At 64.9% G+C, this 26,316-nt stretch carries 20 protein-coding genes and 1 pseudogene; 8 read left to right on the top strand and 13 right to left on the bottom strand.

Annotated elements, in window-relative coordinates; translation table 11 throughout:
• Positions 1-88: 88 nt before the first annotated feature.
• From ACYVGK_RS08700 to ACYVGK_RS08680, 5 genes are read right to left on the bottom strand one after another with little or no spacing between them, the layout of a single operon-like run.
• A complete protein-coding gene (locus ACYVGK_RS08700) occupies positions 89-577 on the bottom strand; it encodes a GNAT family N-acetyltransferase (protein WP_460732968.1) in 489 nt (162 codons plus the stop codon).
• Between the two features lie 10 nt (positions 578-587).
• On the bottom strand, positions 588-3,152 hold the full coding sequence (locus ACYVGK_RS08695; protein WP_460732967.1) for a sensor domain-containing protein: 2,565 nt from the start codon (positions 3,150-3,152) through the stop codon (positions 588-590).
• A 10-nt stretch (positions 3,153-3,162) separates the two neighbouring features.
• Positions 3,163-4,062, bottom strand: coding sequence for a hydroxymethylglutaryl-CoA lyase (locus ACYVGK_RS08690; RefSeq protein WP_460732966.1), 900 nt, complete (start codon positions 4,060-4,062; stop codon positions 3,163-3,165).
• A 1-nt stretch (position 4,063) separates the two neighbouring features.
• A complete protein-coding gene (locus ACYVGK_RS08685) occupies positions 4,064-6,076 on the bottom strand; it encodes an acetyl/propionyl/methylcrotonyl-CoA carboxylase subunit alpha (protein WP_460732965.1) in 2,013 nt (670 codons plus the stop codon).
• Entirely contained in the window at positions 6,076-6,861 is a 786-nt protein-coding gene (locus tag ACYVGK_RS08680; protein ID WP_460732964.1) for an enoyl-CoA hydratase-related protein, read from the bottom strand. The genes ACYVGK_RS08685 and ACYVGK_RS08680 overlap by 1 nt, the downstream gene beginning before the upstream one ends.
• 130 nt (positions 6,862-6,991) lie before the next feature.
• Between ACYVGK_RS08680 and ACYVGK_RS08675 the strand changes: the two genes are divergently transcribed.
• The 3 genes from ACYVGK_RS08675 to ACYVGK_RS08665 are packed head-to-tail and all read left to right on the top strand — an operon-like array spanning position 6,992 to position 9,350.
• Entirely contained in the window at positions 6,992-7,252 is a 261-nt protein-coding gene (locus ACYVGK_RS08675; protein ID WP_460732963.1) for a FeoA family protein, read from the top strand.
• Entirely contained in the window at positions 7,249-9,114 is a 1,866-nt protein-coding gene (gene feoB, locus ACYVGK_RS08670) for a ferrous iron transporter B (RefSeq protein ID WP_460732962.1), read from the top strand. The genes ACYVGK_RS08675 and feoB overlap by 4 nt, the downstream gene beginning before the upstream one ends.
• Positions 9,114-9,350, top strand: a complete 237-nt coding sequence (locus ACYVGK_RS08665) for a DUF6587 family protein (RefSeq protein ID WP_460732961.1) — start codon at positions 9,114-9,116, stop codon at positions 9,348-9,350. Before feoB ends, ACYVGK_RS08665 begins: the two co-directional genes overlap by 1 nt.
• Before the next feature lie 70 nt (positions 9,351-9,420).
• Here the strand turns inward: ACYVGK_RS08665 and ACYVGK_RS08660 are convergent, their stop codons facing one another.
• From ACYVGK_RS08660 to ACYVGK_RS08625, 8 genes are all read right to left on the bottom strand, one after another.
• Positions 9,421-9,783 carry a hypothetical protein gene (locus tag ACYVGK_RS08660; RefSeq protein ID WP_460732960.1) on the bottom strand — a complete coding sequence of 121 codons (363 nt, stop codon included), beginning with the start codon at positions 9,781-9,783 and terminating at the stop codon, positions 9,421-9,423.
• Complete coding sequence (locus tag ACYVGK_RS08655; protein WP_460732959.1) at positions 9,780-10,310, bottom strand: bactofilin family protein; 531 nt, start codon at positions 10,308-10,310, stop codon at positions 9,780-9,782. The genes ACYVGK_RS08660 and ACYVGK_RS08655 overlap by 4 nt, the downstream gene beginning before the upstream one ends.
• Before the next feature lie 159 nt (positions 10,311-10,469).
• Positions 10,470-12,080, bottom strand: a complete 1,611-nt coding sequence (locus ACYVGK_RS08650) for a carboxyl transferase domain-containing protein (protein WP_460732958.1) — start codon at positions 12,078-12,080, stop codon at positions 10,470-10,472.
• Positions 12,081-12,226: 146 nt separating this feature from the next.
• A complete protein-coding gene (locus ACYVGK_RS08645; RefSeq protein WP_460732957.1) occupies positions 12,227-12,541 on the bottom strand; it encodes a hypothetical protein in 315 nt (104 codons plus the stop codon).
• 184 nt (positions 12,542-12,725) lie between these two features.
• Positions 12,726-13,079, bottom strand: coding sequence for a hypothetical protein (locus ACYVGK_RS08640; RefSeq protein ID WP_460732956.1), 354 nt, complete (start codon positions 13,077-13,079; stop codon positions 12,726-12,728).
• A gap of 225 nt (positions 13,080-13,304) precedes the next feature.
• The gene (locus ACYVGK_RS08635; RefSeq protein WP_460732955.1) at positions 13,305-14,480 is read right to left on the bottom strand and encodes a thiolase family protein; all 1,176 of its coding nucleotides are present in this window, start codon (positions 14,478-14,480) and stop codon (positions 13,305-13,307) included.
• 348 nt (positions 14,481-14,828) lie between these two features.
• Positions 14,829-15,932, bottom strand: coding sequence for a Glu/Leu/Phe/Val dehydrogenase dimerization domain-containing protein (locus tag ACYVGK_RS08630; protein ID WP_460732954.1), 1,104 nt, complete (start codon positions 15,930-15,932; stop codon positions 14,829-14,831).
• 262 nt (positions 15,933-16,194) lie between these two features.
• On the bottom strand, positions 16,195-17,751 hold the full coding sequence (locus tag ACYVGK_RS08625; RefSeq protein ID WP_460732953.1) for a phospholipase D family protein: 1,557 nt from the start codon (positions 17,749-17,751) through the stop codon (positions 16,195-16,197).
• 200 nt (positions 17,752-17,951) lie between these two features.
• Between ACYVGK_RS08625 and ACYVGK_RS08620 the strand changes: the two genes are divergently transcribed.
• From ACYVGK_RS08620 to ACYVGK_RS08600, 5 genes and pseudogenes are all read left to right on the top strand, one after another.
• Entirely contained in the window at positions 17,952-21,473 is a 3,522-nt protein-coding gene (locus tag ACYVGK_RS08620) for a methylmalonyl-CoA mutase family protein (RefSeq protein ID WP_460732952.1), read from the top strand.
• A 129-nt stretch (positions 21,474-21,602) separates the two neighbouring features.
• Complete coding sequence (locus ACYVGK_RS08615) at positions 21,603-23,039, top strand: hypothetical protein (protein ID WP_460732951.1); 1,437 nt, start codon at positions 21,603-21,605, stop codon at positions 23,037-23,039.
• 10 nt (positions 23,040-23,049) lie between these two features.
• A complete protein-coding gene (locus tag ACYVGK_RS08610) occupies positions 23,050-23,652 on the top strand; it encodes a DUF6445 family protein (protein ID WP_460732950.1) in 603 nt (200 codons plus the stop codon).
• A gap of 427 nt (positions 23,653-24,079) precedes the next feature.
• Positions 24,080-25,207 (top strand): annotated as a pseudogene (locus tag ACYVGK_RS08605) (PilT/PilU family type 4a pilus ATPase); the annotation flags it as partial.
• A 566-nt stretch (positions 25,208-25,773) separates the two neighbouring features.
• Positions 25,774-26,244 (top strand): YehS family protein, encoded by a 471-nt coding sequence (locus ACYVGK_RS08600; protein ID WP_460732949.1) that lies wholly within the window; start codon positions 25,774-25,776, stop codon positions 26,242-26,244.
• Positions 26,245-26,316: the final 72 nt, after the last annotated feature.

Raw genomic sequence — 26,316 nt, 5'->3', positions numbered from 1 at the left:
GGGCTTTCTGGACAAGTCGGGGCATCAACAAAAGCAGCGGAGCAAGCTCCGCTCTACAAGTCACAAACCGTGCCGGGCGATGCGGGGCCTAAAGCTCGCGCAAATAGTAGGTGTCGCAACCGCCGTGACCGGTCCGACCGCGGGGTGCGCCGATCCGTTTGAAGCCGTGACGCTCGTACAGGCGGATCGCGTCGTTCATTCCGCCCAGCGTCTCCAGGTAGCAGTAGCGGAAGCCGAACGAGCGGGCCGTATCCAGGCAGCGTTTCAGCATCTCGCTGCCGATTCCCTGACCGCGGATCTGCTTGAGGAAATACATCTTGCGCAGTTCGCAGGTGTCCTCGTCGCCCCCGGTCAGTGGCGCGATTCCGCCGCCACCTACGACCTTGCCTTCCTGCTCGACGACGAAATAGACGCTGCGCGGCAGTGAGTAGGCGCGCTGCATCCAGTCGACCTCGGGGTCGTTGATGGCGAAGCCTTCGCCGGTCGCGCCGTATTCGGGCATCACGGTACGGATGATCGCCGCGATGGTCGATTCATCCCTGGGCTCGATCGGCCGGATCTTCCATATCGAAACCATCGAGCGCTCCTCAGGACTGATGTGGTGGATAGGTGGGCTGCAGCTCGTCCGGCGCGAGGCCGGGGGCGAACAGGAAGCCCTGGCCGATGGTGACGCCCAGCTCGAGCAGGAACTTGCGTTGGCGCTCGGTCTCGATGCCTTCGGCCACCATGCTCAGCCCCAGGCTGCGCGCGATGCCGGTGACGGCCTGGCACACCGCGACGTCCGATTTGCGATCCGGCACGCCCTGGACGAACAGCTGGCTGAGCTTGAGCCCGTGGATGGGGAGGCGACGCAGGTAATTGAGCGCGCTGTAGCCTTCGCCGAAATCGTCGATGGTCAGCACCACGCCCATGTCGCGCAGCGCGAGGAAGGTGCGCATCGTGTCGGGGGCGTCCTCGATCAGCACGCGTTCGGTGAATTCCAGTTCCAGCGCATTGCCGGGCAGGCCGGATTCGGAAAGCGCGGCGCGCACGTGTTCGGTCAGGTCTTCGCCCAGGAACTGGCGATAGGAGACGTTGACGGCCACGCGCTCCAGCTTCAGGCCGCGATCGCGCCAGTGCCGCATCTGCCGGCAGGCTTCGCGCAGCACCCAACCGCCGATACCGACGATGTCGCCGGTGGTTTCGGCATGGCTGATGAAGCGGTCGGGCCGCATCTCGCCCAGCAGGCGGTTGTTCCAGCGGATCAGCGCTTCGGCGCCGACCACGTTGCCCGACTCGATCTCGACCAGAGGCTGGTAGACGAGCTTGAATTCGTCATTGATCACTGCGCGGCGCAGGTGGGTTTCCAGCTGCAGGCGCTGGAGCTGCTGTTCGGCGAGTTCCGCGGTGAAACTCTGCCAGTCGTTGCGACCGCGACGCTTGCTGTCGTACATCGCAACGTCGGCGTTCTGGATCAGCTGCTGCGCACGCCGTCCGTCGATCGGGGCCTGGGCGATGCCAATACTGGCGGTGATGCTGAATTCCTCGCCGTCCATCCGGAAGCTCTCGGAGAACGCTTCGAGGATGGCGTCGGCCAGACGCTCGGGTCGCGTCGGCTCGTCGCCGGTGGAACAGACGACGAGGAATTCGTCGCCGCCGAAGCGGGCAATAAGGCCTTCGCTGCCGATGGCGCGCTGGATGCGGCGCGAGGCCGCCGACAACAGCCGATCGCCGGCTGCATGCCCCAGCACGTCGTTGACGATCTTGAAGCGGTCGAGGTCGATGTACAGCACGGCCGCGCGCGCCAGCGACGGGTCGGACAGGCGGTTTTCGAGTTCCTCGAGCACCGCGTCTCGATTGAGCAGGCCGGTGAGCGGATCGGTACGGGCCTGCACGCGCAGGGTTTCTTCCGCCTGCTTGCGCTCGGTGATGTCCTGCAGCGTTCCGGTGATATGCGCGCTCAGCGGATTGCCGGTTTCGGCTTCGCCGATCACTCGGACCCAGAACATGTGCCCATTCGCCTGCCAGCCCTGCAGGTCGAGATTGAGTCCGCGGCCGTGCGAGAGCGTATGTTCCAGCGCGGTGCGCAGACGGCGCCGATCGGGTTCGCGCAGGCAGGCCAGCAGGTCATCCATCGTTGCCGGTGCCGGATGCTGGCCGACGATGCGCAGTGCTTCCTCGGTGAAATAGAGCGCATTGCGCCCGCTGTCCCACTCCCAGCCGCCAATGTGCGCCAGCGCCTGCGCGCGGTCGAACAGCGCGCTGTCGCGCTTGAGTGCGGTGACGTCCGAGAACAACGACAACACTTGCGAAGGACAGCTGCCACCCGCCTCGAACTGCGGCACGCAGGTCACCGACAGCCATTTAAGCTGGCGAGTGCGCCGGTTGTAGAAGCCCAGCACCGTGCTCTCGACGATCTTGCCCGTGCGCAGTGCGTAGGTTGCCGGCTGATCGGCCTTGGCGACTTCGCGACCGTGTTCGTCGAACGTCAGCCAGACTTCCTCGCGCAGGTCGTCCTGGAGAACCCGGCCCTCCTCGATGTCGAGGATGCGCATCGCCGCGGGATTCGCGTGGACGATCTCGCCATCGGCATTGCGGACGATGATGCCCTTGTCGATCGTCTCCATCAGCTCGCGATAGCGCAGCTCGGCCGCATGGCGGCCGCTCAGGTCGCGGGCGACGGCGACGATGCGGGTCTTGCCGTCGTCGTTGAAGCCGGCCGAATGCACTTCCACCGGGAAGCGCGTGCCGTCGGCGCGCATGTTGGTGACTTCGATGACGAAAGTCTCACCGCGATTCAACGTTTCCCACACCGGGCGCAGGTGGTCGCGCGGCAGGTCGGGATTGAGGAATTCGATCGGCTTGCCGACGATCTCCTCGCGAGTGCGCTGGTACGCGGCCATGCCGGCCTTGTTGACGTCCAGCACGGTGCCGTCCCAATCGATGATGCTGACGGGATCGGGGACCGCGTCGAAGACGGCGCGATAGCGATTGCGTTCGATGTCCGCGGCTGTGCCGGCTTCGCGCAGAGCGTCGCGTGCTTGTTGAAGCAGGGGGCGAAGATGGGATGGAAGCGACGGGTCGTTGCACGCCTGTTCGAGCGCTGCGAGTGTCGATGCGGCATCGGCATCCGATGTCGATGGGACTGCTCGCAGCGGCCCTTTGGCGGTCATTTCGTTTCCATCACTTCGAAAGCAGAGCCTTTCCTGCCTTGCTGCCGGTTTCGCGCCCGAGCAGGGCGGCGAGCCAGCGTCCGGTTTCGGCGAGCTTGTCGAGATCGATCCCGGTCCCGATGCCCAGTCCGTGCAGCATATACACAACATCTTCGCTTGCGACATTCCCGCTGGCGCCCTTGGCATAGGGGCAGCCGCCAGCGCCGGAAACCGCGGCGTCGACCACCGCCACGCCTTCTTCCAGGCAGGCAAGGATGTTCGACAGTGCCTGGCCGTAGGTGTCGTGGAAGTGGACTGCCAGCGCCGGCATCGGCACTTCAGCCGCGACGGCCTTGAGCATCGCCCGCGCCTTGCCGGGCGTGCCGACGCCGATCGTGTCGCCCAGCGAGATCTCGTAGCAGCCCATGTCGTGCAGGGCCTTGGCCACGCGAACGACATCGGAAACCGGCACTTCGCCCTGGTACGGGCAGCCGAGCACGGTGGAGACGTAGCCCCGCACCTTCACTCCGTCGGCCGTAGCGCGCGCCATGACCGGGGCGAAGCGGGCGAGCGATTCGTCGATGCTGGCGTTGATGTTCTTGCGATTGAAGGCTTCCGAAGCCGCGGTGAACACAGCGATCTCGGTGACGCCGACCGCGCGCGCGCGCTCATAGCCCTGTTCGTTCGGCACGAGCACGGGATAGCTGATGCCCGGCTGCCTGGCGATTCCCGCATAGACCTCGGCCGCGTCGGCGAGCTGCGGTACCCACTTGGGGCTCACGAAGCTGGTGGCTTCGATGCTGCGCAGGCCAGTGGCCGATAGACGATCGATCAGTTCGATCTTGTCCGCGGTGGCGATGATGTTTTTCTCGTTCTGCAGGCCATCGCGCGGGCCTACTTCGACGATGCGTACTTGTGTGGGCTGGGTCATGTCAGGGTTCCAAGGTGACGAGCACGGCGTCGGCTTCGACGAAGTCGCCGCCAGCGGCGCGCACTTCGGCGACAACGCCGGCGCGCGGTGCCTTGAGGCTCAATTCCATCTTCATCGCTTCGATCACCATGACTTCCTGGCCGGCTTCGACCTTGTCGCCAGTGACGGTTCGCACCACGACCACACGGCCTGGCATCGGAGCGGTCACGCGATCGGAGCCGCTGCTGGTTGAAGCCTGTTCGTGACGATACATCGCCACCGGTTCCAGCCCCAGCCGCTGTACTCCATCGTGGACGACTAGCCGCTTGCCCTGTTCGAGCACGGTGAAGCGGCGAGCACGACCGTCGATGCGCAGGCTCAGGTTGTCGCCATCGAGCCTTGCACCCGAAACAATATGTGCATCCTTGCCCGCTTCAACCCCCTCGATGCGGTACTCACCGTTGCTCCCGTGCGTACGCAGCTCGACGCGCTGGCCGCGGTGCAGGAAGGCGAGACTGCGATGGCCGCCATGGCCGAGACGCCAACCGTCGGCAATGGCCCACGGCGAGGTCGGGTCGTTGGAAGCGCGGGCGCTGTCGCGCGTCTGACGCTCCTGCAGCAGCAACTGGGTGGTGGCTGCGGCGAGCAGCAGATCGGCGTCGGGCGCGACGTGGTCGCCTTCGGGCACGAATTCGTCGAGATGCCGGTCCAGGTAGCCGGTGTCGATGGTGCCGCCGACCACCGCGGGGTGACGTGCGAGCCGCTCGAGGAAGTCGATGTTCGACTTCGGCCCCGCGATGTCGCACTGCGCGAGCGCATCGCGCAGGCGGGCGAGGGCACGTGGGCGGTCGCGATCCCAGACGATCAGCTTGGCGATCATCGGGTCGTAGAAGATCGTCACCGTGTCGCCTTCGATCACGCCCGAATCGATGCGCACATGCGTGTCGGGGTTGGGCAGGCGCAGGCGTTCCAACTTGCCGGAGCCGGGCAGGAAACCCGCTTCCGGGTCTTCCGCGTACAGGCGCACTTCGATGGCGTGACCGTCCTGGCGGACGTCTTGCTGCTGTAGCGGCAGGGCTTCGCCAGCGGCGACGCGCAGCTGCCACTCGACCAGGTCCAGACCGGTCACGAATTCGGTCACCGGATGCTCGACCTGCAGCCGCGTGTTGATCTCCATGAAGTAGAAGCCACCGTCCTGGCCGACGATGAACTCCACCGTACCCGCGTTGACGTAGTCGATCGCGCGCGCTGCAGCGACAGCGGCGTCGCCCATCGCGTTTCGTAGCTGCGGCGAGAGGAAGGACGACGGCGATTCTTCCAGCACCTTCTGGTAACGACGCTGTGCCGAGCATTCGCGCTCGTTGAGATGCAGGGTATGGCCATGCGAATCGGCGAAGACCTGGATCTCGATGTGCCGCGGCTTTTCCACATAGCGTTCGAGCAGCACGCGGTCGCGACCGAAAGCATTGCGCGCTTCGCGCTGGCAGCTTTCGAGGTTGGCGACGAATTCGGCGCTCGAGCGCACGATGCGCATGCCCTTGCCGCCGCCGCCGTGTGCGGCCTTGATCATCAGCGGGTAGCCGATGGCGTCGGCTTCGCGTTGCAGGACTTCGGGCGCCTGGTCCGCACCGGTGTAACCCGGTACCACCGGCACGCCGGCGGCGTGCATGAGTTCCTTCCCGCCGGCCTTGCTGCCCATCTTGCGCATCGACGCGCCGGACGGACCGATGAACGCCAGACCCGCCGTTGCCACTGCGTCGGCGAAGTCCGCGTTCTCGCTGAGGAAGCCGTAGCCGGGATGGATCGCCTGCGCGCCGCTGCGCTTGGCTACTTCGATGATCGCATCGCCGCGCAGGTAGGACTCCTGCGGACGCGGACCGCCGATGCAGTACGCCTCATCCGCCAGGCGCACGTGCTGGGCGTCGGCATCGGCTTCGGAATACACCGCCACCGTGCGGATGCCGAGCCGACGCGCACTGCGAATCACGCGGCAGGCGATTTCGCCGCGGTTGGCGATGAGGATCTTGGTGAACATCAGGATTGGATCCAGGCCGGCTTGCGCTTGTCGAGGAACGCGCCCAAGCCTTCCTGCCCCTCTGGCGACACGCGCAGCTGTGCGATCAGCGCGGCGTTGTCGCCATCGAGACGGTCGCGGTTGGTTTCGTCGGCTACGCGGCGCACGAGCTGCTTCGCGGATGCGGCAGCCACGGGGCCGGCCTTGAGCAGGAGGTCGATCTGGCGCTGCACGACGGCGTCGAGCGTGTCCGCTGAAACCACGTCATGCAGCAGTCCGATGCGCCGCGCTTCGGCGGCGTCGAAGATTTCGGCGGTTGCGAACCAGCGCCGCGCCTGGCGCGCGCCGATGGCGTCGATCACGTAGGGCGAGATCACTGCCGGAAGCAGGCCCAGCTTGCTTTCAGTCAGGCCGAACTTGGCTTCCGGCGCGCCGATGGCGATGTCGCAGCACGCGACCAGCCCGACGCCGCCACCGAAGGCTGCGCCGTGGACCTTCGCGATCGTCGGCTTGGGCAGCTCGTCCAGCGCGCGCATCAGGCGGGCGAGGGCGAGGGCGTCGTCGCGGTTCGCTGCCTCGCTGGCTGCGGCCATGCCGCGCATCCAGTTCAGGTCCGCACCGGCCGAGAAGGACGCGCCCTCCGCTTCCAGCACCACCACGCGGATGGTTTCGTCGCCGCCGGCGGCTTCCAGCGCGCCGGTCAGCGCCGCGATCAGCATCGCGTCGAAGGCGTTGTGCAGCTCGGGGCGGTTCATGCGCAGGCGGCAGACGGGGCCTTCGCGCAGGGTCAGGAGGGGATGGCTCATGGGCGTTCCGTGTCGTGAAGGTCGAAATGATAGCGAGCGGCGGTGGGGAGTTTTCCCGCACGCCCGCTTCATGCCCTGATAGAATGAGAACAATTCCCATTTGTGACGCCGCCGTCACGGGCGAACGACCTTGAAGCTGTCCGAACTGCCGCACCGCATCGCCGCCACGGTGGAGCGGGTAGAAGACCAGATGCCCAACGACGCGATCGCGCGCCGACTGCGGGAACTGGGCTTCGTGCACGGCGAGCGCGTGGAGGTCATGGCCTCCGGGCCCATCGCCGCAGAACCACTGCTCGTGCAGGTCGGCTTCACCCGTTTCGCCCTGCGTCGCAGCGAGGCCGCGCGCGTCCGCGTGGTCGCCTCGGCCACCGCAGATGAGGTAACGGCATGAGCGCCGCCGCCGTCCGTCTCGCCCTCGTCGGCAACCCCAATTGCGGCAAAACGGCGCTGTTCAACTTGCTGACCGGCAGCCGCCAGAAGGTCGCCAACTACGCTGGCGTGACCGTGGAGCGCAAGGAGGGGCGCTTCCTTGCGCCGTCCGGCCGCCACTACGCGCTGCTCGACCTGCCGGGCACGTACAGCATGCACGCGACGAGCCTGGATGAGGCGATCACTCGTGACCTGTGTCGCGGCTTCTATCCAGGCGAACCCGCTCCTGACGTGATCGTCTGCGTGGTCGATGCCACGAACCTGCGCCTGCACCTGCGCTTCGCCCTGGAAGTGCGCGAGCTGGGCAAGCCGATGGTGTTGGCGGTGAACATGATGGATGCCGCGCGACGTCGCGGCATCGAGGTCGATCTGGCTGTGCTCGAGCGCGAGCTGGGTGTTCCGGTGGTGCCGACGGTTGCAGTACGCCGCGACGGTGCACGCGAACTGGTAGCGAAGCTCGATGCCATCGCGGACTCGCTGCACGAACCGCGCACGCATCTGGGTAATGGGGCTGCGCTCGAACCTGACGCACTCCACGCAGAGACACGCCGCCTGCTCTCGCTCGCCGTGACCATGCCGCGCCGCACCGCCGAGATCGACGACGCGCTCGACCGCTGGCTGCTGCATCCGGTGGTGGGCCTGCTATCGCTAGCGGTGGTGATGTTCCTGATCTTCCAGGCGGTCTACGCCTGGGCCACTCCGCTGATGGACGGGATCGACGCAGGTACGGCCGCGCTGGGCGCATGGGCACATGCGGCCTTGCCGGAAGGGCCGCTCAACAGCCTGATCGTCAAGGGCATCATCGCCGGCGTGGGTGGCGTGATCGTGTTCCTGCCGCAGATCCTGATCCTGTTTGCCTTCATCCTTGCGCTGGAGGAATCCGGCTACTTGCCGCGTGCCGCTTTTCTGCTCGACAAGCTGATGTTCTCGGCGGGCCTGTCCGGACGCTCGTTCATCCCGCTGCTGTCCAGCTTCGCCTGCGCGATTCCCGGAATCATGGCGACGCGTTCGATCCAGGATCCGCGCGATCGCCTTGCGACGATCATTGTGGCGCCGCTGATGACGTGTTCGGCGCGACTACCGGTATATGCGTTGCTCATCAGCGCTTTCATCCCGCAGCAGAAGGTTGGCATCTTCAACTTGCAGGGTTTGGTGCTGTTCGCCCTGTACGCCGCCGGCATTCTCAGTGCGCTGCTGGTGGCCTGGACGATGAAGAAATGGCGCCGCGACCGCAGCGAGCACGCGCTGCTGCTCGAGCTGCCTTCGTACCGCCTGCCGCATCCGCGCGACTTGGCCCTGGGCCTGTCGGAGCGCGCGGCGATCTTCCTCAAGCGCGTGGGCGGCATCATCCTAGCGTTGACGATCCTGCTGTGGTTCCTGCTCACGTTCCCGGGGGCGCCGGCGGGCTACACGGGCGCGGCGATCGACTACAGCTTCGCCGGCCGCATTGGCCATGCGATGACCACGTTCTTCGCACCGATCGGTTTCAATTGGCAGATCTGCATCGCGCTGATTCCTGGATTGGCGGCGCGTGAAGTCGCGGTGTCCTCGCTGGCCACGGTCTATGCCTTGTCCGCCGCGGACGACGCCGCTGCCGCGCAGGCGCTCTCGCCGCTGATCGCGCACGATTGGTCGCTTGCGACCGCGCTGTCGCTGCTGGTCTGGTACATCTACGCGCCGCAATGCATCTCGACGCTGGCCACGATCCGACGCGAGACGCGCTCGTGGAAGCAGGTTGGCATAAGTGCCGGTTATTTGTTCGGTCTGGCCTATCTGGCGTCGCTGATCACGTACCAGGTCGCCGCCGCATTCGGAGCGGGATGATGCACGCCGGCATGCTCGCGCAGTACGTGGTCATCGCGCTGGCGGTGCTGTTGAGCGCGGGATTCGTGGTGCACAAGCAATTTCCCGCGGGCGTGCGCCGATTGCGCATCGCTTGCGCGGTGCCGTTGGTACGCGAAGGGCGTGCGGCATGGCTTCGTCGGCTAGGGCGCTGGCTGGCGCCGGAACCGCGGGTGGGCGAAGGCAAGTGCGGCGGCTGCAACAGTTGTGCGCCGTAGGGCGTGGCTCGATCCGCCGTCTGAAGCTCGTGGAAAACGCACAGTAGCGGCGGGTCGAGACCCGCCCTACTCAATGCCGACGCCGTGCCTTCGCTCCGGTCGCTTCGGTCATCTCCACGGCTACGGCAAAGGTGCGCTGTTCGTCGGAATACAGCGCACCCACGCCGATCACATGGCGTGCGATTTCTTCGCCGCGCTCGTTCTTGATCGACAACACCATCGAGTATTCCCAGGCGCTCTCGCCTGGCGGCGGTGAAATCGTGCCTTCGACATGCAGGGGCGAGATCGTGGTCTTCGCCCCTGCAATGGCTGCTTCATCGAAGCGCAGGTGATGCCGGCACGCCGGACAGACGCTGGCGCTTTCCAGGATCACGGTCTTGCAGTGCGGACAGGTGCGGGTCGCCCCTGGCGTGCCCGGGCGCGGCGTGCTCATGACGTCGCGCCGGACTCCGCGTTGCCATTGGACGACTTGCCGCCCTTATCGCTGCTGCCGAACTCGACGTTGCCTTTCATGCGCGAACCTGGGGCCACGGTCACCGTCTCGGCCTTGAGATCGCCCACCATCACGCCGCTGGCGAGCAGCTCGACGCGTTGTGCGGATTCGATGTTGCCTTCGAGCTCGCCGGCGATGACGACCTTGCGCGCACGCACGGCGCCGTTGACGCGAGCGCCGACTTCGATGGTGAGGTCGCCCTGCACATGCACATCGCCCTTGAAGCGACCTGCGATGCGGATATGGCCGGCACCTTCGATCTTGCCTTCGATGGTGAGATCGGCAGCGATCAGCGACTCCTTGCCTTCAGTGCGTTCGGCGGCGGCGCGTGACACCGGGGGCGCGGCGCCGAGATTGAATTCGTTGGGGTCGGGCTCACGCTTGAGCGCGGTTTCGACGGGCTTGGGCGGTTCCGGCGATGCGGGAATATCGCGCTTGGGTGCGGACGGCTGGTTGAAAATCGCCATGATGCGGACTCCTCTGTGGGGGGACAGGAATGGTCGAAAATGCGATTTTTGAGACTAGCACGCGCACCCATTGGCGGCGTTGTGACACGGTGCAGTTAAAGAAAAATGCGTTGTTGTCGCGGTATTGAGTCGATTCAGGTACGTGTCCGTTTGCGGGCACTACATCCGGAACACGCCGAACCGCGAGCGCTCCTCGATCGGCGCGTTAAGGCTGGCAGAAATCGCCAGTCCCAGTACGCGACGCGTATCGGCGGGATCGATGATGCCGTCGTCCCACAGACGCGCAGTCGCGTAGTACGGGTTGCCCTGGGATTCGTACTGGTCGCGGATCGGTGTCTTGAAGGTTTCTTCCTCGTCTGGCGTCCATACCTTGCCTGCAGCCTCGAGGCCGTCGCGCTTGACCGTGGCGAGCACGGAAGCGGCCTGTTCGCCGCCCATGACGCTGATGCGTGCATTCGGCCACATCCACAGGAAACGCGCTCCGTATGCCCGGCCGCACATCGCGTAGTTGCCGGCGCCAAAGCTGCCGCCAATCACGACCGTGAACTTGGGGACGTGCGAGCAGGCCACGGCAGTCACCATCTTCGCGCCGTCCTTCGCGATGCCGGCGTTTTCATATTTGCGGCCAACCATGAAGCCGGTGATGTTCTGCAGGAACACCAGCGGGATGCCGCGCTGGTTGCATAGCTCGATGAAATGCGCGCCCTTGAGCGCGGATTCGGCGAACAGGATGCCGTTGTTGGCGATGATGCCGATGGGGTAGCCGTGGATATGGGCGAAGCCGGTGACGAGGGTCTTGCCGTAGCGCGCCTTGAATTCCTGGAAGTCGCTGCCGTCGGCAACGCGGGCGATCACTTCGCGGATGTCGAAGGGGCGCCGGGTATCCCTGGGTACGATGCCGTAGAGCTCTTCGGCCGGGTAGAGCGGTTCGCGAGCGGGCTGGATCGCCACCGGCGGGATCTTGGTGCGATTGAACGTGCCCACGATATCGCGCGCGATCTGCAAAGCATGGCGATCGTCTTCCGCGAAATGATCGGCCACGCCGGAGACCGAGGTGTGGACATCGGCGCCGCCGAGTGCTTCGGCATCGACGACTTCGCCGGTGGCAGCCTTAACCAGCGGTGGTCCGCCGAGGAAGATCGTGCCCTGTTCCTTGACGATGATGGATTCGTCGCACATCGCGGGCACGTAGGCACCGCCGGCCGTACATGAGCCCATGACCACAGCGATCTGCGGGATGTTTTCCGCGCTCATCCGGGCCTGGTTGTAGAAGATGCGGCCGAAGTGCTCCTTGTCCGGGAAGACCTCGTCCTGCAGCGGCAGGAAGGCGCCGCCGGAATCGACCAGGTAGACGCAGGGCAGGCGGTTCTCGCGGGCGATTTCCTGTGCGCGCAGATGCTTCTTGACCGTCATCGGGAAGTACGTGCCGCCCTTGACCGTGGCGTCGTTGGCGACGATCACCACTTCCTGGCCCATAACGCGGCCGATACCGCAGACCATGCCGGCTGCCGGCGCCGCGTCGTCGTACATGCCTTCGGCGGCGAGCGGCGCGATTTCCAGGAACGGCGAACCTGGGTCGAGCAGGGCGGCAATGCGGTCGCGTGCTAGCAGTTTGCCGCGCTCAGTGTGCTTGCCCCGGGCCTTGTCCCCGCCACCGTGGGCCGCTCGGGCGAGGCGGACGTCGAGCTCGTCCACCAGCGCGCGGTGGTAGGCGGCGTTGTCCTGGAAATCCTGCGAGCGTGGATCGAGTTGGGAGCTGAGTGCCGGCATGGAATGAAGGACTCGAAGCGAGCTGCGGATCAGACCATAAAGCGGCAAGGACGGCCACGGCCGACCGGCTCGACAGGTGGGTGGTACGCAAAAGAAAAGGCCCGCTTGCGCGGGCCTTTTCTAGGTACTGCTGAAGCGTAAGAAGATTACTTCTTGGCTTCTTCAGCGGCCGGAGCGGCAGCGGCGTCGGCCGGAGCAGCAGCGGCGTCAGCGGCCGGAGCAGCAGCGGCGTCGGCCGGAGCAGCAGCGGCGTCGGCCGGAGCAGCAGCGGCGTCGGTGGCAGCAGCGGCGTCAGCGGTGGTGGCAGCAGCGGCGTCAGCGGCCGGAGCAGCAGCGTCGGCAGCCGGAGCGGCTTCGGCGGTGGCAGCGGCGTCAGCGGCCGGAGCGGCTTCTTCAGCCTTGTTGCAAGCCGACAGGGCGAGGACCGCAGCGGCGAGGAGGACGTAGAGCTTGGTGTTCATGGATGTCTCCGAGGAGTTGTCTGAAAAAACTAGTTTTTACCGTCAGGCAACGCCAGTGCGCGCAGCGACTCCGGCGGGGAGCCGGCTTCCTATCGTTCACTGACCCACATGGAAAGAGCCGCCGGACAGCCGACGGCTCTAACCCTGTTCACTGTAACAGATTCAGCCTGTTAAGGAAGTACTGTTACTTCTTTTCTTCGGTGGCCTGCTTGGCCGCGTCCTTGGCTTCTTCGGCCGCATTGGCAGCCTGCTTGGCCGTATCGGCAGCCGCGTCGGCGGCGGCAGTGGTCGTGGCGGTGGCAGCAGCGTCAGCCGAGGTGGCTGCAGCGTCAGCAGCCTGGGCCGCGGCGTCGGCAGCCTGCTGGGCGGCGTCGCCGGCAGCCTGGTCCGTCGAAGCGGTGGCGGTATCAGCGGCAGCCTGCGCTTCGGTGGCGGCAGCGGAGGCGTCGGCAGCGGCGTCTTCAGCCTGCTTCTGGTTCGAGCATGCGACCAGAGCGAAGCCCAGAGCCAGGGCGATCAGCGCCTTGTTGAAAGTCATGTTCGTTATCCTCGTCGTGGATGGGGCAACGCGCAGGGAGCGCGTCGATAACATGATGACAAGGCCGTTACCCGTGTCAAGCGGGTGGCCGTCTTTATTTTGTTAGTACGTTGTTAGATAACCGCGTCGGTTCAGCGGCGCACGCAGCTATGTTGCATTTGTTGCGTTTTTTCACGTTGCCTGCACGTCTTGCCGACCGCGCAGGCAATGCAAATCGCGTCGATATCAGATGATTTCGATCGCGACGGCCGTGGCTTCGCCACCGCCGATGCACAAAGCGGCGATGCCGCGCTTGCCGCCACGCTGCAGCAGCGCATGGATCAACGTCACTACCAGACGGGCGCCGCTGGCGCCGATCGGATGGCCCAGCGCGCATGCGCCACCGTTGACGTTGAGCTTGTCGTGCGAAATGCCGAGATCCTTCATCGGCGCCATTGCCACGCAGGCGAATGCTTCGTTGACTTCGAACAGATCGACATTTGCGACCGACCAGCCCGCCTTCTTCAACACGTTGTCGATCGCGGTCACCGGCGCGGTGGTGAACCATTCCGGCGCCTGCGAATGCGTGGCGTGGGCGACGACGCGCGCGAGCGGCTTGAGGCCGCGCTTCGTGGCTTCTTCGGCGGACATCAGTACGGTGGCGGCGGCGCCGTCGTTGATGCTCGAGGAGCTGGCGGCGGTGATCGTTCCGTCCTTCTTGAAGGCCGGCTTCAGCGCGGCGATCTTGCTGACGTCGCAACGGCCAGGCTGCTCGTCGGTGTCGATTACGGTGTCGCCCTTGCGACCGGCAACGGTGACCGGAACGATCTCGGACTTGAATGTGCCCGACTGCACGGCCGTTTGCGCGCGGCGTACGCTTTCGGCGGCGAAGGCGTCCTGCTCCTCGCGCGAGAAGCCGTACTTGGCGACGCAGGATTCGCCGAACACGCCCATTGCCTGCTTGTCGTAAGGATTGGTCAGGCCATCCCACGCCATGTGATCGAGCATCTCGGTGCTGCCGAACTTGGTGCCGACGCGGGAGCCATTGAGCAGATGCGGTGCATTGGTCATCGACTCCATGCCGCCAGCGACGACGACGTTCGCCGAGCCCGCCTTGATCGCATCGTGAGCCTGCATGATGGCCTTCATGCCCGAACCGCAGACCTTGTTGATCGTGGTGCAGCCAGCGGAGGCGGGCAGGCCGGCGCCGAGGGCAGCCTGACGTGCCGGGGCCTGGCCCAGGCCGGCGGGCAGCACGCAGCCCATGATGACCTCGTCGACCTGGTCGGCTGCGACCCCTGCGTGCTCCAGGGCGCCCTTGATGGCGGCGGTGCCAAGCGTCGGCGTGGGGACGCCGGTGAACTGGCCGAGAAGAGAACCGATGGCGGTGCGCTTGGCACCAACGATGACGACGTCGCTCATGGCGGACTCCGAATAGGGGCCGGCGCGGGGCCGGAACCCGTGGATTATGGTCCGTCTTGTTGCAGTGCCGCAAATGATCTGTACCCCCCATTTCAGGGGGCGGGCGCCAGGCAGTGGCGGCTTAGTGGGCGGGAAACAAGGCCCGACTGCATTGCCTGGCCTGGGTTTCAAACCCCGCAACAAAAAACGCCCGACTAGAGTCGGGCGCTTTTCGTGAAATTCAACAAATCCCTCCGGAGCAAGCCCCCTCCAGTAAAGGGGGCGCGGCGAAGCCGCAGGGATTTGGTAGCGACAGCCGGGGCCCAAAGTTTGCGCAGCAAACTTTGGGATTGATCCGTCGCAGACGGATCAATGCCCGCCGCGGATGCGACCCTGGAAGCGCGGCTGCGAACGGCCCAGCGGCAGCTTCAGCTTGCCGATCGCGTTGATGCGCTCTTCGGCGAGGCGGTCGGCCGCACGGTAGGTCGGGATGGCGTCGCGCTCGGCGATTTCATAGATGCGCGCCAGGTTGTGGTAGATCGTGCGCATCATGCGCATGGCGCGCTCGCGGTTGTAGCCGTCGAGTTCCAGCGCCACGTTCATCACGCCGCCCGCGTTCACCGCGTAGTCCGGTGCGTACAGGATGCCGCGCTTGGCCACTTCATCGCCGATGGCGTTGTTCGACAGCTGGTTGTTGGCCGCGCCGCAGATGATCTTGGCCTTCAGGCGGGGCAGGGTGCTTTCGTTGACGGTGCCACCCAGCGCGCACGGCGAGTACACATCGGCCGGCACGTCGTAGATCTCGTCCAGACCCACGGCTTCGGCGCCGTACTCGGACACGGCCTTGTCGACCAGCGACTTGTTGATGTCGGTGACGAAGATCTTCGCGCCGCGTTCCTTCAGCAGCTTCACGTATTCCATGCCCACGTGGCCGAGGCCCTGCACGGAGTACGAGTACTTGCCGACTTCCTCATCGCCGAAGCGCTTGTTCAGCGTCGCCATCAGGCCCTGCAGAGTGCCGTAGGCGGTGAACGGCGACGGGTCGCCCGAACCGCCGTGGACCTGGTGCACGCCGGTGACGTACTCGGTCTCGCGGTACACGTATTCCATGTCGTTGACGTCGATGCCGACGTCTTCGGCGGTGATGTAACGGCCGCCGAGCGCTTCAACGAACTGACCGAACGCGCGGAACAGCGCCTCGGACTTGTCGGTGGCCGGATCGCCGATGATCACCGCCTTGCCACCGCCGATGTTCAGACCCGCGACCGCGTTCTTGTAGGTCATGCCGCGCGACAGACGCAGTACGTCATTCAGCGCGTCCTGTTCGGTCTTGTACGGCCACATGCGCGTGCCGCCCAGTGCGGGGCCCAGCACGGTGTTGTGGATGGCGATGATGGCCTTCAGTCCGGCGTCCTTGTTGTGGCAGAACACAACCTGCTCGTGGCCGAAGGTATCGAGGGTTTCAAAAATCATCGGATGCTCCGGTTGGCGGCGCAGTGCGCGTGGCAAAGGGCGCCAACAAGGTGATGTAAGTCGTTGAGGGGCTTGAGAACTGCGGTCGAAATACGGGGTAGGCCCCGATCCGCAGGCGGCGTAGTCTACGCCAATCCCCAGCGCCGGGCCCGTGCCAGGACTGGCATCTGAAAGCCGCTGACTGCATACGTTTGCGTATGTGAAGGCATGGCCACGGGCGTGGTCGCCGAGGCTTCAGGCCGTAATGAGGCCCCGCGGACGTCTACAGCTGCGACTCGATTGGCATCCAGCCGATCACGCGGGCCGTGGTGCGCTGCCAACCCGTGGTGTCCGGTTCCCGCGTGAAGACCGCAGGCGGTTGCGCCGCCCGGTCCAGCCAACGCACGTCGCCGTCAGGAAGGCGGTACACCCAGTAGCTCAGTGCGGGAGCTGACAGTCGCAGGTATTCGTCACGCAGCGATCGGGCGATCGCAGGATCGTCGAACAGCACGCCCATCTCGGTGTTCAGATCGGCCGAACGCGGGTCGAGGTTGAACGAGCCCACGAAGCCGCGCGCGTCGTCCACCACAAACGCTTTGGTGTGCAGACTCGCACCGCTGCTTCCAAAGGCACCGGCGGTTTCAGGGCGCCCCTGCGCGCGGATTTCGTACAGGCGCACACCCGACTGCAGCAGGCGATCGCGATATCCGGCATAACCGCTGTACACCGCGGGTACGTCATTGGCTGCCAATGAATTGGTGACCACGCCGACGAACACGCCCTTTTCGGTCAGGTCCGCAAGTCCCTGTGCTCCGTATTCGCCCGGGACGAAATACGGCGAGATGAGCAGTGCCTTGCTTTTCGACGAGCGCAGCCGCGCGGACAGCTTCTCGATCATCCAGTCGCTGCGATCGCTGTCCTTCCACTTCAGGGGAGGATCGGCGACCACGTGGATGCCCGTGCTCCAGTGCGGCTGCAGTCGGCCCGCGAAGTAGGCACGCACCTGTGCCGAAGCATCCACCCGCTGCAGATAGCGTTGCGCTTCGGGTCCCATGGCTTCCTGATCCACGGTTTCCATCAGCGTTTGCAGCTTGCCGGGATCCTTGCGGCTTAGCGCCGCGATCGGCACCGCCGCGGCGCTGTTCCAATAGGTATCGAAGATGCGGCTGGCCTGCGCCACGGCGGGTCCAAACAGCACCAGATCCAGATCGCGGAAGTTGGTGTCCTTGCCCGCGCTGAAATATTCCTCGCCGATGTTGCGACCGCCGACCACCGCCATGCGTCCGTCGGCGATCCACGCCTTGTTATGCATGCGGTGATTGACGCTGACGATCCGCTGCAGCAACTCGTATACGCGCATCACGCCGCCGCGATTGCGGAACGGGTTGTACAGGCGGATCTCGATGTTCGGATGCGCGTCCAACGCGAGCAGGCCCGGGTCCATGCCCTCGGCATTCATGTCGTCCAGCAGCATGCGCACGCGTACGCCGCGCTCGGCCGCCAGCCAGGCCTCGCGGCCAAGCAGTCGCCCGGTCAGGTCGTCGTGCCAGATGTAGTACTGCAGATCGAGGCTGCGTCCGGCGCGCCGCGCCGAAATCGCTCGTGCGGCAAAGGCATCGAGTCCATCCGGCACCAGGATCGCGCCGGTCTTGCCTGGTTGCGTCGCCAGCAGCGGCACGAGTTCGCGGTCCAGGCCGGTCTGTGCCGGCTGCAGGGGCAGGGCGTGGCTGGGTTTGCCGGTGGCGGGTGGCGTCAGATGGTCGGCCAGCACCCAGCCGCTGAGTACAACCACGACAAGCGAGAACAGACCCCAGCGCAGCAACCTTCTTATGCGTCCCATGCAGCCCCCCGGATACCCGGGCAAGTATTTCACGGGTGAACAACGATCGCGCAGCGATCCGGATCGGGCGCGCGCTCAGCAACCCGGAGAAATCAACCCCAAGAACTGGGGAGATTCGGGACTGTCATGGTTCACAGGAAGTCGGAGACGGGCGACGCGGTACAATTCCCGTTCGCCTGTTTCCGTATTGAGCGCGTCACATGAGCACTCCTGCCAGCAACCTCCCCGAAGCCGCCACCGAGAGCAGCCCGCTGCGATTCGTCACCGCTGCCAGCCTGTTCGACGGCCATGACGCCGCAATCAACATCATGCGTCGTCTGATCCAGGGGCAGGGCGCCGAAGTGATCCACCTCGGCCACAACCGCTCGGTGGAAGACGTGGTCCGCGCCGCGCTGCAGGAAGACGCCGACGCCATCGCGCTGTCGTCCTACCAGGGCGGCCATGTCGAGTACTTCAAGTACATGGTCGACATGCTCAAGGAGCGCAACGCCTCGCACATCCGCGTGTTCGGCGGTGGTGGCGGCACGATCACGCCGGAAGAAATCCGCGAACTGCAGGCCTACGGCGTCGAGCGCATCTATCACCCCAACGACGGCATGCACATGGGCCTGGTGTCCATGATCGAAGACGTCGTGCGCCGCGCCGAAGCCGCGCGCCTGCCGGTGGATACGCCGCACAAGGTCGCCTTCGATAACGAAATCGAAATCGGTCGCATGCTTTCGGCGATCGAAGAGAGCGCACTGGAAGAGTCCGAGCTCGCCCATCTGCGCAAGGAATGGCAGCTGGCCGGCGGCAAGACCCCGGTGGTCGGCATCACCGGCACCGGCGGCGCCGGCAAGTCCTCGGTGACCGACGAACTGCTCAACCGTTTCCTCGCGTCCTTCCCGGACATGCACATCGCCGTGATCTCGGTCGACCCGACCCGTCGCCGCACCGGCGGCGCGCTGCTCGGCGACCGCATTCGCATGAACTCGCTGCGTTCCAAGCGTGTCTTCATGCGCTCCATGGCCACCCGCCGCCAGCACATGGCGACGAATGTGGTGCTGAAGGACTGCATCAGCTTCCTCAAGTCGCTCGGCTATGACCTGATCATCGTCGAGACCGCCGGTATCGGCCAGTCGGACTCGGAGATCGTCGACCTCGTCGACTTCCCGATGTACGTGATGACGTCCGACTTCGGCGCGCCCAGCCAGCTCGAGAAGATCGACATGCTCGACTACGCCGAGCTAGTCGTGCTCAACAAGTTCGACAAACGCGGCGCCGAAGACGCCCTGCGCGACGTGCGCAAGCAGTGGAAGCGCAATCGCGTCGCCTTCCAGACCAAGGACGAGGACGTCCCGGTCTATCCGACGATTGCTTCGCAGTTCAACGATCCCGGCATCAGCTGGATGTTCGCCAACCTGTGCCGTCTGCTGCGCGAGAAGCTCTCGCTGCCGCAGGAGAAGTGGACTCCTGAGCTCGACACCTCACTGAAGGAACCGCGCGCCACCGTGCTGATCCCCGGCGCACGCGTGCGTTACCTGGCCGAGATCGCCGAGCAGGGCCGCGGCATCAACCGCCAGATCGAGACGCAGTCCGAAGTGGCCGACCGGGCGCAATCGCTGTGGGAGGCGCTGAAGGAACTCGATGACGCCAAGCTGCCGAAGGCGCTCGACCTGTTCGACAGCGCCGACATCACGCCTGCCGCCGGCGCCGCCGTCACGACCGTGGGGTCAGACCTGCCCGACAGCCCGTCGCCCGCCGTACCGGTGCCGGCCGAACCCGTCGTCGACCGTTCGCTGCTGACCCTGCGCCAGCGCTACAACGACGCCGTGCAGTCGCTTACTTCCGAAGCGCTGAAGTTGCTGCGCGACTGGCCAGCACGCCTGAAGTCGATCACCGACGACGTCAACGAATACAAGGTCCGCGACAAGGTCATCCGCGTCGAGAACTACCGCGAGTCGCTGTCGCACCAGAAGATCCCGAAGATCGCCGCGCCGACCTACAAGTCTTGGGGCGAGCTGCTGACCTTCCTGCAGAAGGAAAACCTGCCGGGCTACTACCCGTACACCGGTGGTGTGTACCCGTACCGTCGCACCGGCGAAGACCCGATCCGCATGTTCGCGGGCGAGGGCACGCCCGAGCGCACCAACCGCCGCTTCCATTACCTCAGCGTCGGTCTGCCGGCCGCGCGCCTGTCGACCGCATTCGACTCGGTCACGCTGTACGGCGAAGACCCGGCCGTGCGTCCGGACATCTTCGGCAAGATCGGCAACTCCGGCGTCAACATCGCCACGCTGGACGACATGAAGAAGCTGTACTCCGGCTTCGACCTGTGTGCGCCCAGCACCTCGGTGTCGATGACGATCAACGGCCCGGCGCCGATCATCCTCGCGATGTTCATGAACACCGCGATCGACCAGCAGGTCGAGAAGTACCTGCGTGCCGATCAGGCGCGTTGGGACGCCGCGCACGCCAAGATCGAAGCGATGTTCGCGGGCAAGAAGCGCCCGGAATACAGCGGCATGCTGCCCGAGACCAACGACGGCCTCGGCCTCGGTCTGCTCGGAGTCACCGGCGACCAGGTAGTCGAGCCCGAGGTCTACGAGAAGATCCGGACCGAGACTCTGGCCACCGTGCGCGGAACGGTGCAGGCCGACATCCTCAAGGAAGACCAGGCGCAGAACACCTGCATCTTCAGCACCGAGTTCGCCCTGCGCATGATGGGCGACATCCAGCAGTTCTTCGTCGACAAGAACGTCCGCAACTTCTACTCGGTGTCGATCTCGGGTTACCACATCGCCGAAGCCGGCGCGAACCCGATCTCGCAGCTCGCCTTCACCCTGTCGAACGGCTTCACCATCGTCGAGTACTACCTCGCACGCGGCATGAAGATCGACGACTTCGCACCGAACCTGTCGTTCTTCTTCAGCAACGGCATGGACCCCGAGTACACCGTCATCGGTCGCGTCGCCCGCCGCATCTGGGCCCGCGCGATGCGCGACCGCTACGGCGCTTCGGCGCGCAGCCAGATGATGAAGTATCACATCCAGACCTCGGGTCGCTCCCTGCACGCGCAGGAGATCCAGTTCAACGACATCCGCACCACGCTGCAGGCCCTGTACGCGCTGTTCGACAACTGCAACAGCCTGCACACCAACGCCTACGATGAAGCGATCACCACGCCGACGGAAGAGTCCGTGCGCCGCGCGGTGGCGATCCAGATGATCATCAACAAGGAACTGGGCCTCAACTTCAACGAAAACCCCTGGCAGGGCAGCTTCATCGTCGACAATCTCACCGACATCGTCGAGGAAGCCGTCTACAAGGAATTCGAAGCGATCAGCGAGCGCGGCGGCGTGCTCGGCGCGATGGACACCATGTATCAGCGCGGCAAGATCCAGGAAGAGTCGCTGTACTACGAGCACAAGAAGCACGACGGCTCGCTGCCGCTGATCGGCGTCAACACCTTCCTGCCGAAGGACCACGGCGGCGATATCGTCACCGAGATCGAACTGATCCGTTCGACCGAAGGCGAGAAGGGCCAGCAGATCGAGAATGTTGCCGGCTACCAGAACAATCGCAATGGCTACTCGACCGAAGGTCTCAAGGGACTGCAGGCCACCGCGCGCGAACGCCGCAATGTGTTCGCCAGCCTGATGGAAGCCGTGAAGACGCACAGCCTCGGCCAGATCAGTCACGCGCTCTACGACGTGGGTGGCGAGTACCGCCGCAACATGTAACCGTCGTTGTGGCGGTGTGCGTTTGCTGCTTATCTGTTTTCCCTGTCGCGCCTCCCATTGATGGGGGCGCGGAGTGAGCGTGTTCGCCTTCCTCGTCCTTGAACTCCGCCGCTACACAGGAACGTCCGAATGACCGGATCCATCGCACTGATGCTTTCGAAGACGGGTGGCCCGCCGTTCCACGGCTCGGTCGGCTACGTCAACGATGCCATTGGCCCGATCCTGTCCCGTCACGGGTGGCGCGTCCGTGCATTCGATGCGCCACGCGGTGACCTGGGCGAAGAAGCCATGCTGCCGTTCGCCCTGGGTAACCAGCTGGCCGCGCTCGACGGCGCGACGGCGCCCGACGTGGCGTTGTTCGATGGCGCCGGAACCTCCATCCGCACGCCCACTCGTGCCTGGTCCAAGCGCAACGTCATGCTGTACCACGGCCTGGTTTATGGGACCGGCGCGTGGATGACCTCGACCGACATCGACCTCCACTGCGCCAACTCGCCTTATCTCCAGCGCACGCTGCACGCGATCTTCGCCATTCCCAACTGGCGCGGCCGAAGCTGCCTCAACCCGCACGGCATGCGCGCGCTGGCCGATATCCAGCTGCCGGTGCCGTGCGTCGAAAGCCCCGATGGCCACCCCGGCTTCGGCTATGGCGCGGACATCCCGCCGCAGATCCTGCGCGGGTTCGACAGCGATGTCGTGTGGGGGCATGCGTTGCAGCCCGGCAAACAGGACTGGTTCGCTACGCTGAGCGTGATGTATTGGCTCAACCAACTGCGCTCCGGACCCGGCGCGAAGCGCATCAAGTTGCTGGTGTCGGAATCGTCACTTACGCCGGATCATCGCGCGGCTCTGGATGCGATGCTGGCGCCTGGCGGCCGCTCCTGCGACGACTACTTCGTGCGGGTGCCGAACCTCAATCAGCGCGCCCTGTTCCGTCTCATGCGGTCGAGCCGGTTCGCGCTGGCGTACAACCGCTTTCCCGAGCCGTTCGGCTTCTACGTGCTGGAGTCCGTGCACAACGGATGTCCGGTGTACACCAATGGCGTCGGCAACAACCGTTTCCTGCTACCTCCCGACCACGGCATCACCGTGCTTGAAACGCCGGCGATGGTCCCGGAAACGGACGGTCGCCGGGAGGCGGCGGCCTATCGCATCGTCGCCGAACGCATCCTCGCCGATCTGGACCGTAGTGATGACGTCGGTGCGCAATGCCGGCGTGGCAGAGCGCTCATCGATGAACGCTGGTCGCTAGCGGCGTTCGAGCGGAGCCTGCTGGCAGCGCTCGACCGCCTGGAATGCCCGCTGCCGCCCGAGCCCGACTTCGAAGCACTCGAGGTCCAGCTCAGCCCGCTCGTCCGCAGCATCGATCCGGGCAGCGGCCGCAGCCTCAACGATTATGCGAGTACCACGCTCCGGCCCGACAGCGCCGCGCTGCTGCAGCAGTTGCTCGGACGGCGCTGCAGCGAGCTTGCCTCAGATGAGATGGAGCGCATCGAATCGACCCACGGTCTGTTCGCCAGGGGGCTGCTGACGCTATCGTCCGCAGCTGTTCCGTCCTCTTCCTGATTTTCGCCCCATGCCCACTTCTCTGATCGTCGTCGACGACTTCTTTGAACGCGCGACCGAGCTACGAGAATCGGCCCTGCGCCTGACCTACCCGGACCAGCAAGGTGCGTTCCCCGGCCGTAACTCGCTGGAGCGCATCGAGATCGATGGCCTGGCGCCGTACATCTCCAGCATCGTTGGCGAACGGCTCAAGGTGATCGAGCCGCTGGGCTCGCACGCGAAGTTCCGCAGCACGCTGGCGTCGGACAAGGGTAGGGGCAAGGTGCACGTCGACCCGGGCTACTGGTCTGGCGTGCTGTACCTTAGCCGTCCCGAAGATTGCCGCGGTGGCACCGATTTCTTCCGGCATCGCCGCACCAATACCGATAGGCGACCCATGAACAATGGGGAGCTCCAGGCGCTGGGCTACTCGTCCATCGACGAGGCCCACGAGGACATCATTGAGCGCGATGGCACGGACGAGAGCTGTTGGGAGACCACGATGAGCGTCCCCATGCGCTTCAATCGCTTGATCATGCTGCGACCGTGGTTGTGGCACACCGCTGGTCCGGGCTTTGGCGACAATCTCGCCAACGGTCGCCTGGTGTACCTGATGTTTTTCGCGGCGGGATGAGGCGATGAGTACCGGCGCATTATGTAACGCGCCCGTTTGCCAACCCCCCAATAGGAAGCCCGCCGCCTGGCGGGCTTCTTTTTTGTCCTTCTCCCCGCTGGGAGAAGGTCGTAGCGGGCGATAGCCCGCGAAGGGCCGGGCGACTGAGGGGGCTTCTGCTTCTGCTGCGGCGCCTCCCCCTCACCCTGCGTTGCTTCGCAACGCGGTCCCTCTCCCCGCAAGCGGGGAGAGGGCGCATGCGCGCCCGAGTGAAAATATCGCTTCCGCGGTGATGACCCGTTACGTCACTTTCTATCCGCAGCTTGTCAACGACAACGGTAGCGAGAAAAGCGTCACGCATTGCGCTCCGGACTTCGCGCATCAAGTCACAACGGAGAAAAAAAGCCGACTGGCAAGATCCCTGTCCCGAATCAACAACACGAATCAGATGTCGCTTTCCCCGGAACAAGCCCGCGAATACATGCACAAACTACTGGCCGCCATGGTGAAAGCCGGCGGCTCGGACTTGTTCATCTCACACGATTTCCCGCCGAGCATGAAGGCCAACGGCCAGATGACGCCGATGACCGAGCAGAAGCTCAACGGGACCATCACCGCGAAGCTCGCCGATGCGTTGATGAACGACAAGCAGCGCGCCGAATTCGCCGAGCAGCTCGAATGCAACTTCGCGATCGTCGTGCCCAACGTCTCGCGCTTCCGCATCAACGTCTTCGTGCAGCAGGGCCAGGTGGGCATGGTGGTGCGCACGATCGCGGCCGAGATCCCCAACTTCGAGAAGCTGCGCCTGCCGGCGGTTCTCAAGGACGTGGTGATGCAGAAACGTGGACTGGTGTTGGTCGTCGGCGCTACCGGCTCGGGCAAGTCGACGTCGCTCGCCGCGATGATCGACCATCGCAACCGTACGTCGGCCGGTCACATCATCACCGTCGAGGATCCCGTCGAATACGCGCACGTGTCGCAGAAGTCGCTGGTGACGCATCGCGAGGTCGGTGTCGACACCCATAGCTGGCATCATGCGCTGAAGAACACCCTGCGCCAGGCGCCCGACGTGATCTTGGTTGGCGAGATCCGCGATGCGGAGACGATGGAGAATGCGATCTCCTTCGCCGAGACTGGTCACCTTTGCCTGAGTACGCTGCACGCAAACAGCGCCAGTCAGACCATGGAACGCATCATCAACTTCTTCCCGGAGGAACGTCGGACGCAGCTGTTGATGGATCTGTCGGCCAACTTGCGTGCGATCGTCTCGCAGCGCCTTGTCCGCACCGAGGACGGCAAGGGGCGTGTCGCGGCGATCGAGATCCTGCTCAACACGCCGACCATCGCCGAGAAGATCTTCAAGGGCGAGTTCAACGAGCTCAAAGGCATCATGGCCAAGTCGCGCGAGCTCGGCATGTGCACGTTCGACGCCGCGCTGTTCGATCTCTACAACGAAGGCATGATTTCGTACGAGGAAGCGATCCGCAACGCGGATTCCGCCAACGAGCTGCGCCTGAATATCAAACTGAAGAGCTACCGCGGCGAGCCGTCTGCGGCTGACGCGGCCTCGCTGTCGCTGCATGAAGAGCCCAGCGCACAGCAAGTCGAGGCGCAGCGCGCCAAGGAGCAGGAACGACGCGATCTGCAGGAACTGGAGCGGCTGAAGGCGGGCAGGGCAGCGGCGTAAGCCGTCCCTAGCGGGACCAGCCCCGAGCAGCGCCCGCCTAAATGGGCGTTGTTTTTGGTCTGATCAGGCAACGCGCTTTACGACTTTGGGCGTGGGGTGTGGCCGCAGCTTGCTGCCTAACCCAAGACGCACGAAAAAGGCCCGGAATCGTCCGGGCCTTTCATTGGTCCTGCACAACAGCACCAGGACTAGGTCGGCGCGAAACCCTTGGTCGCCTTCTTGTCCCGCTTCTCGGCCTTCTTTTCCTTCATCGTCTTGGCCGGTTTCTTCTTCTCTTGCTTCTTCTGGTTCATGCCTTTCATGTGGCTTCTCCTCGGCGCGGTTGCGATGAACGGCGGTGGCCGTCGGCCTGCGCAGTATGCGCCTACCGGCACCCGTTGGTCGCGGCAGGGCCCTCCGGCCGGTGTGGTGGCTTAAACTAGGCAGCCGAACGTAGCGCCGCCGGCCGCAATCCCATGATTACCAACGACGTGCTGCGCAGCATCCGTTACATGCTTGACCTCAGCGACCAGCGCGTCGTGGAGATCACCCAGCTGGTCGATCCGGCGTTTGCGCTCGGCAAGGCCGACGTGCAAGCGTTCCTGCGCCGCGAAGACGACCCCGAATACGTCGATTGCAGCGACGCCGTGCTCGCGCGTTTCCTCGATGGACTGGTGGTGTATTGCCGCGGCCGCGACGAGCGCCTGCCGGCACGTCCGCCGGAACAGCGCGTTACCAACAACGTGGTGCTGAAGAAGCTGCGGGTCGCGTTCGAGCTGAAGGATGTCGACATGCACGCGGTGTTCGCATCCGCAGGCTGGCCGATCTCCAAGCCGGAGTTGACCGCGCTGTTCCGCCAGCCGGGCCATTCGAACTACCGCCCGTGCGGCGACCAGCTGTTGCGCAATTTCCTCAAGGGTCTGACGCTGCGCGTGCGTGGGGCCTGAAGCCGTAGGCTGGCTTCATCAACCCAGCTGCGCGGGGTGCTGGGTTGGTAAGGCCAACCCAGCCTGTTTGTA

Source organism: Lysobacter tyrosinilyticus, assembly GCF_054779815.1.
Note: the sequence above shows the minus strand (reverse complement) of the source record. Positions and strands in the feature narration are given on the sequence as shown.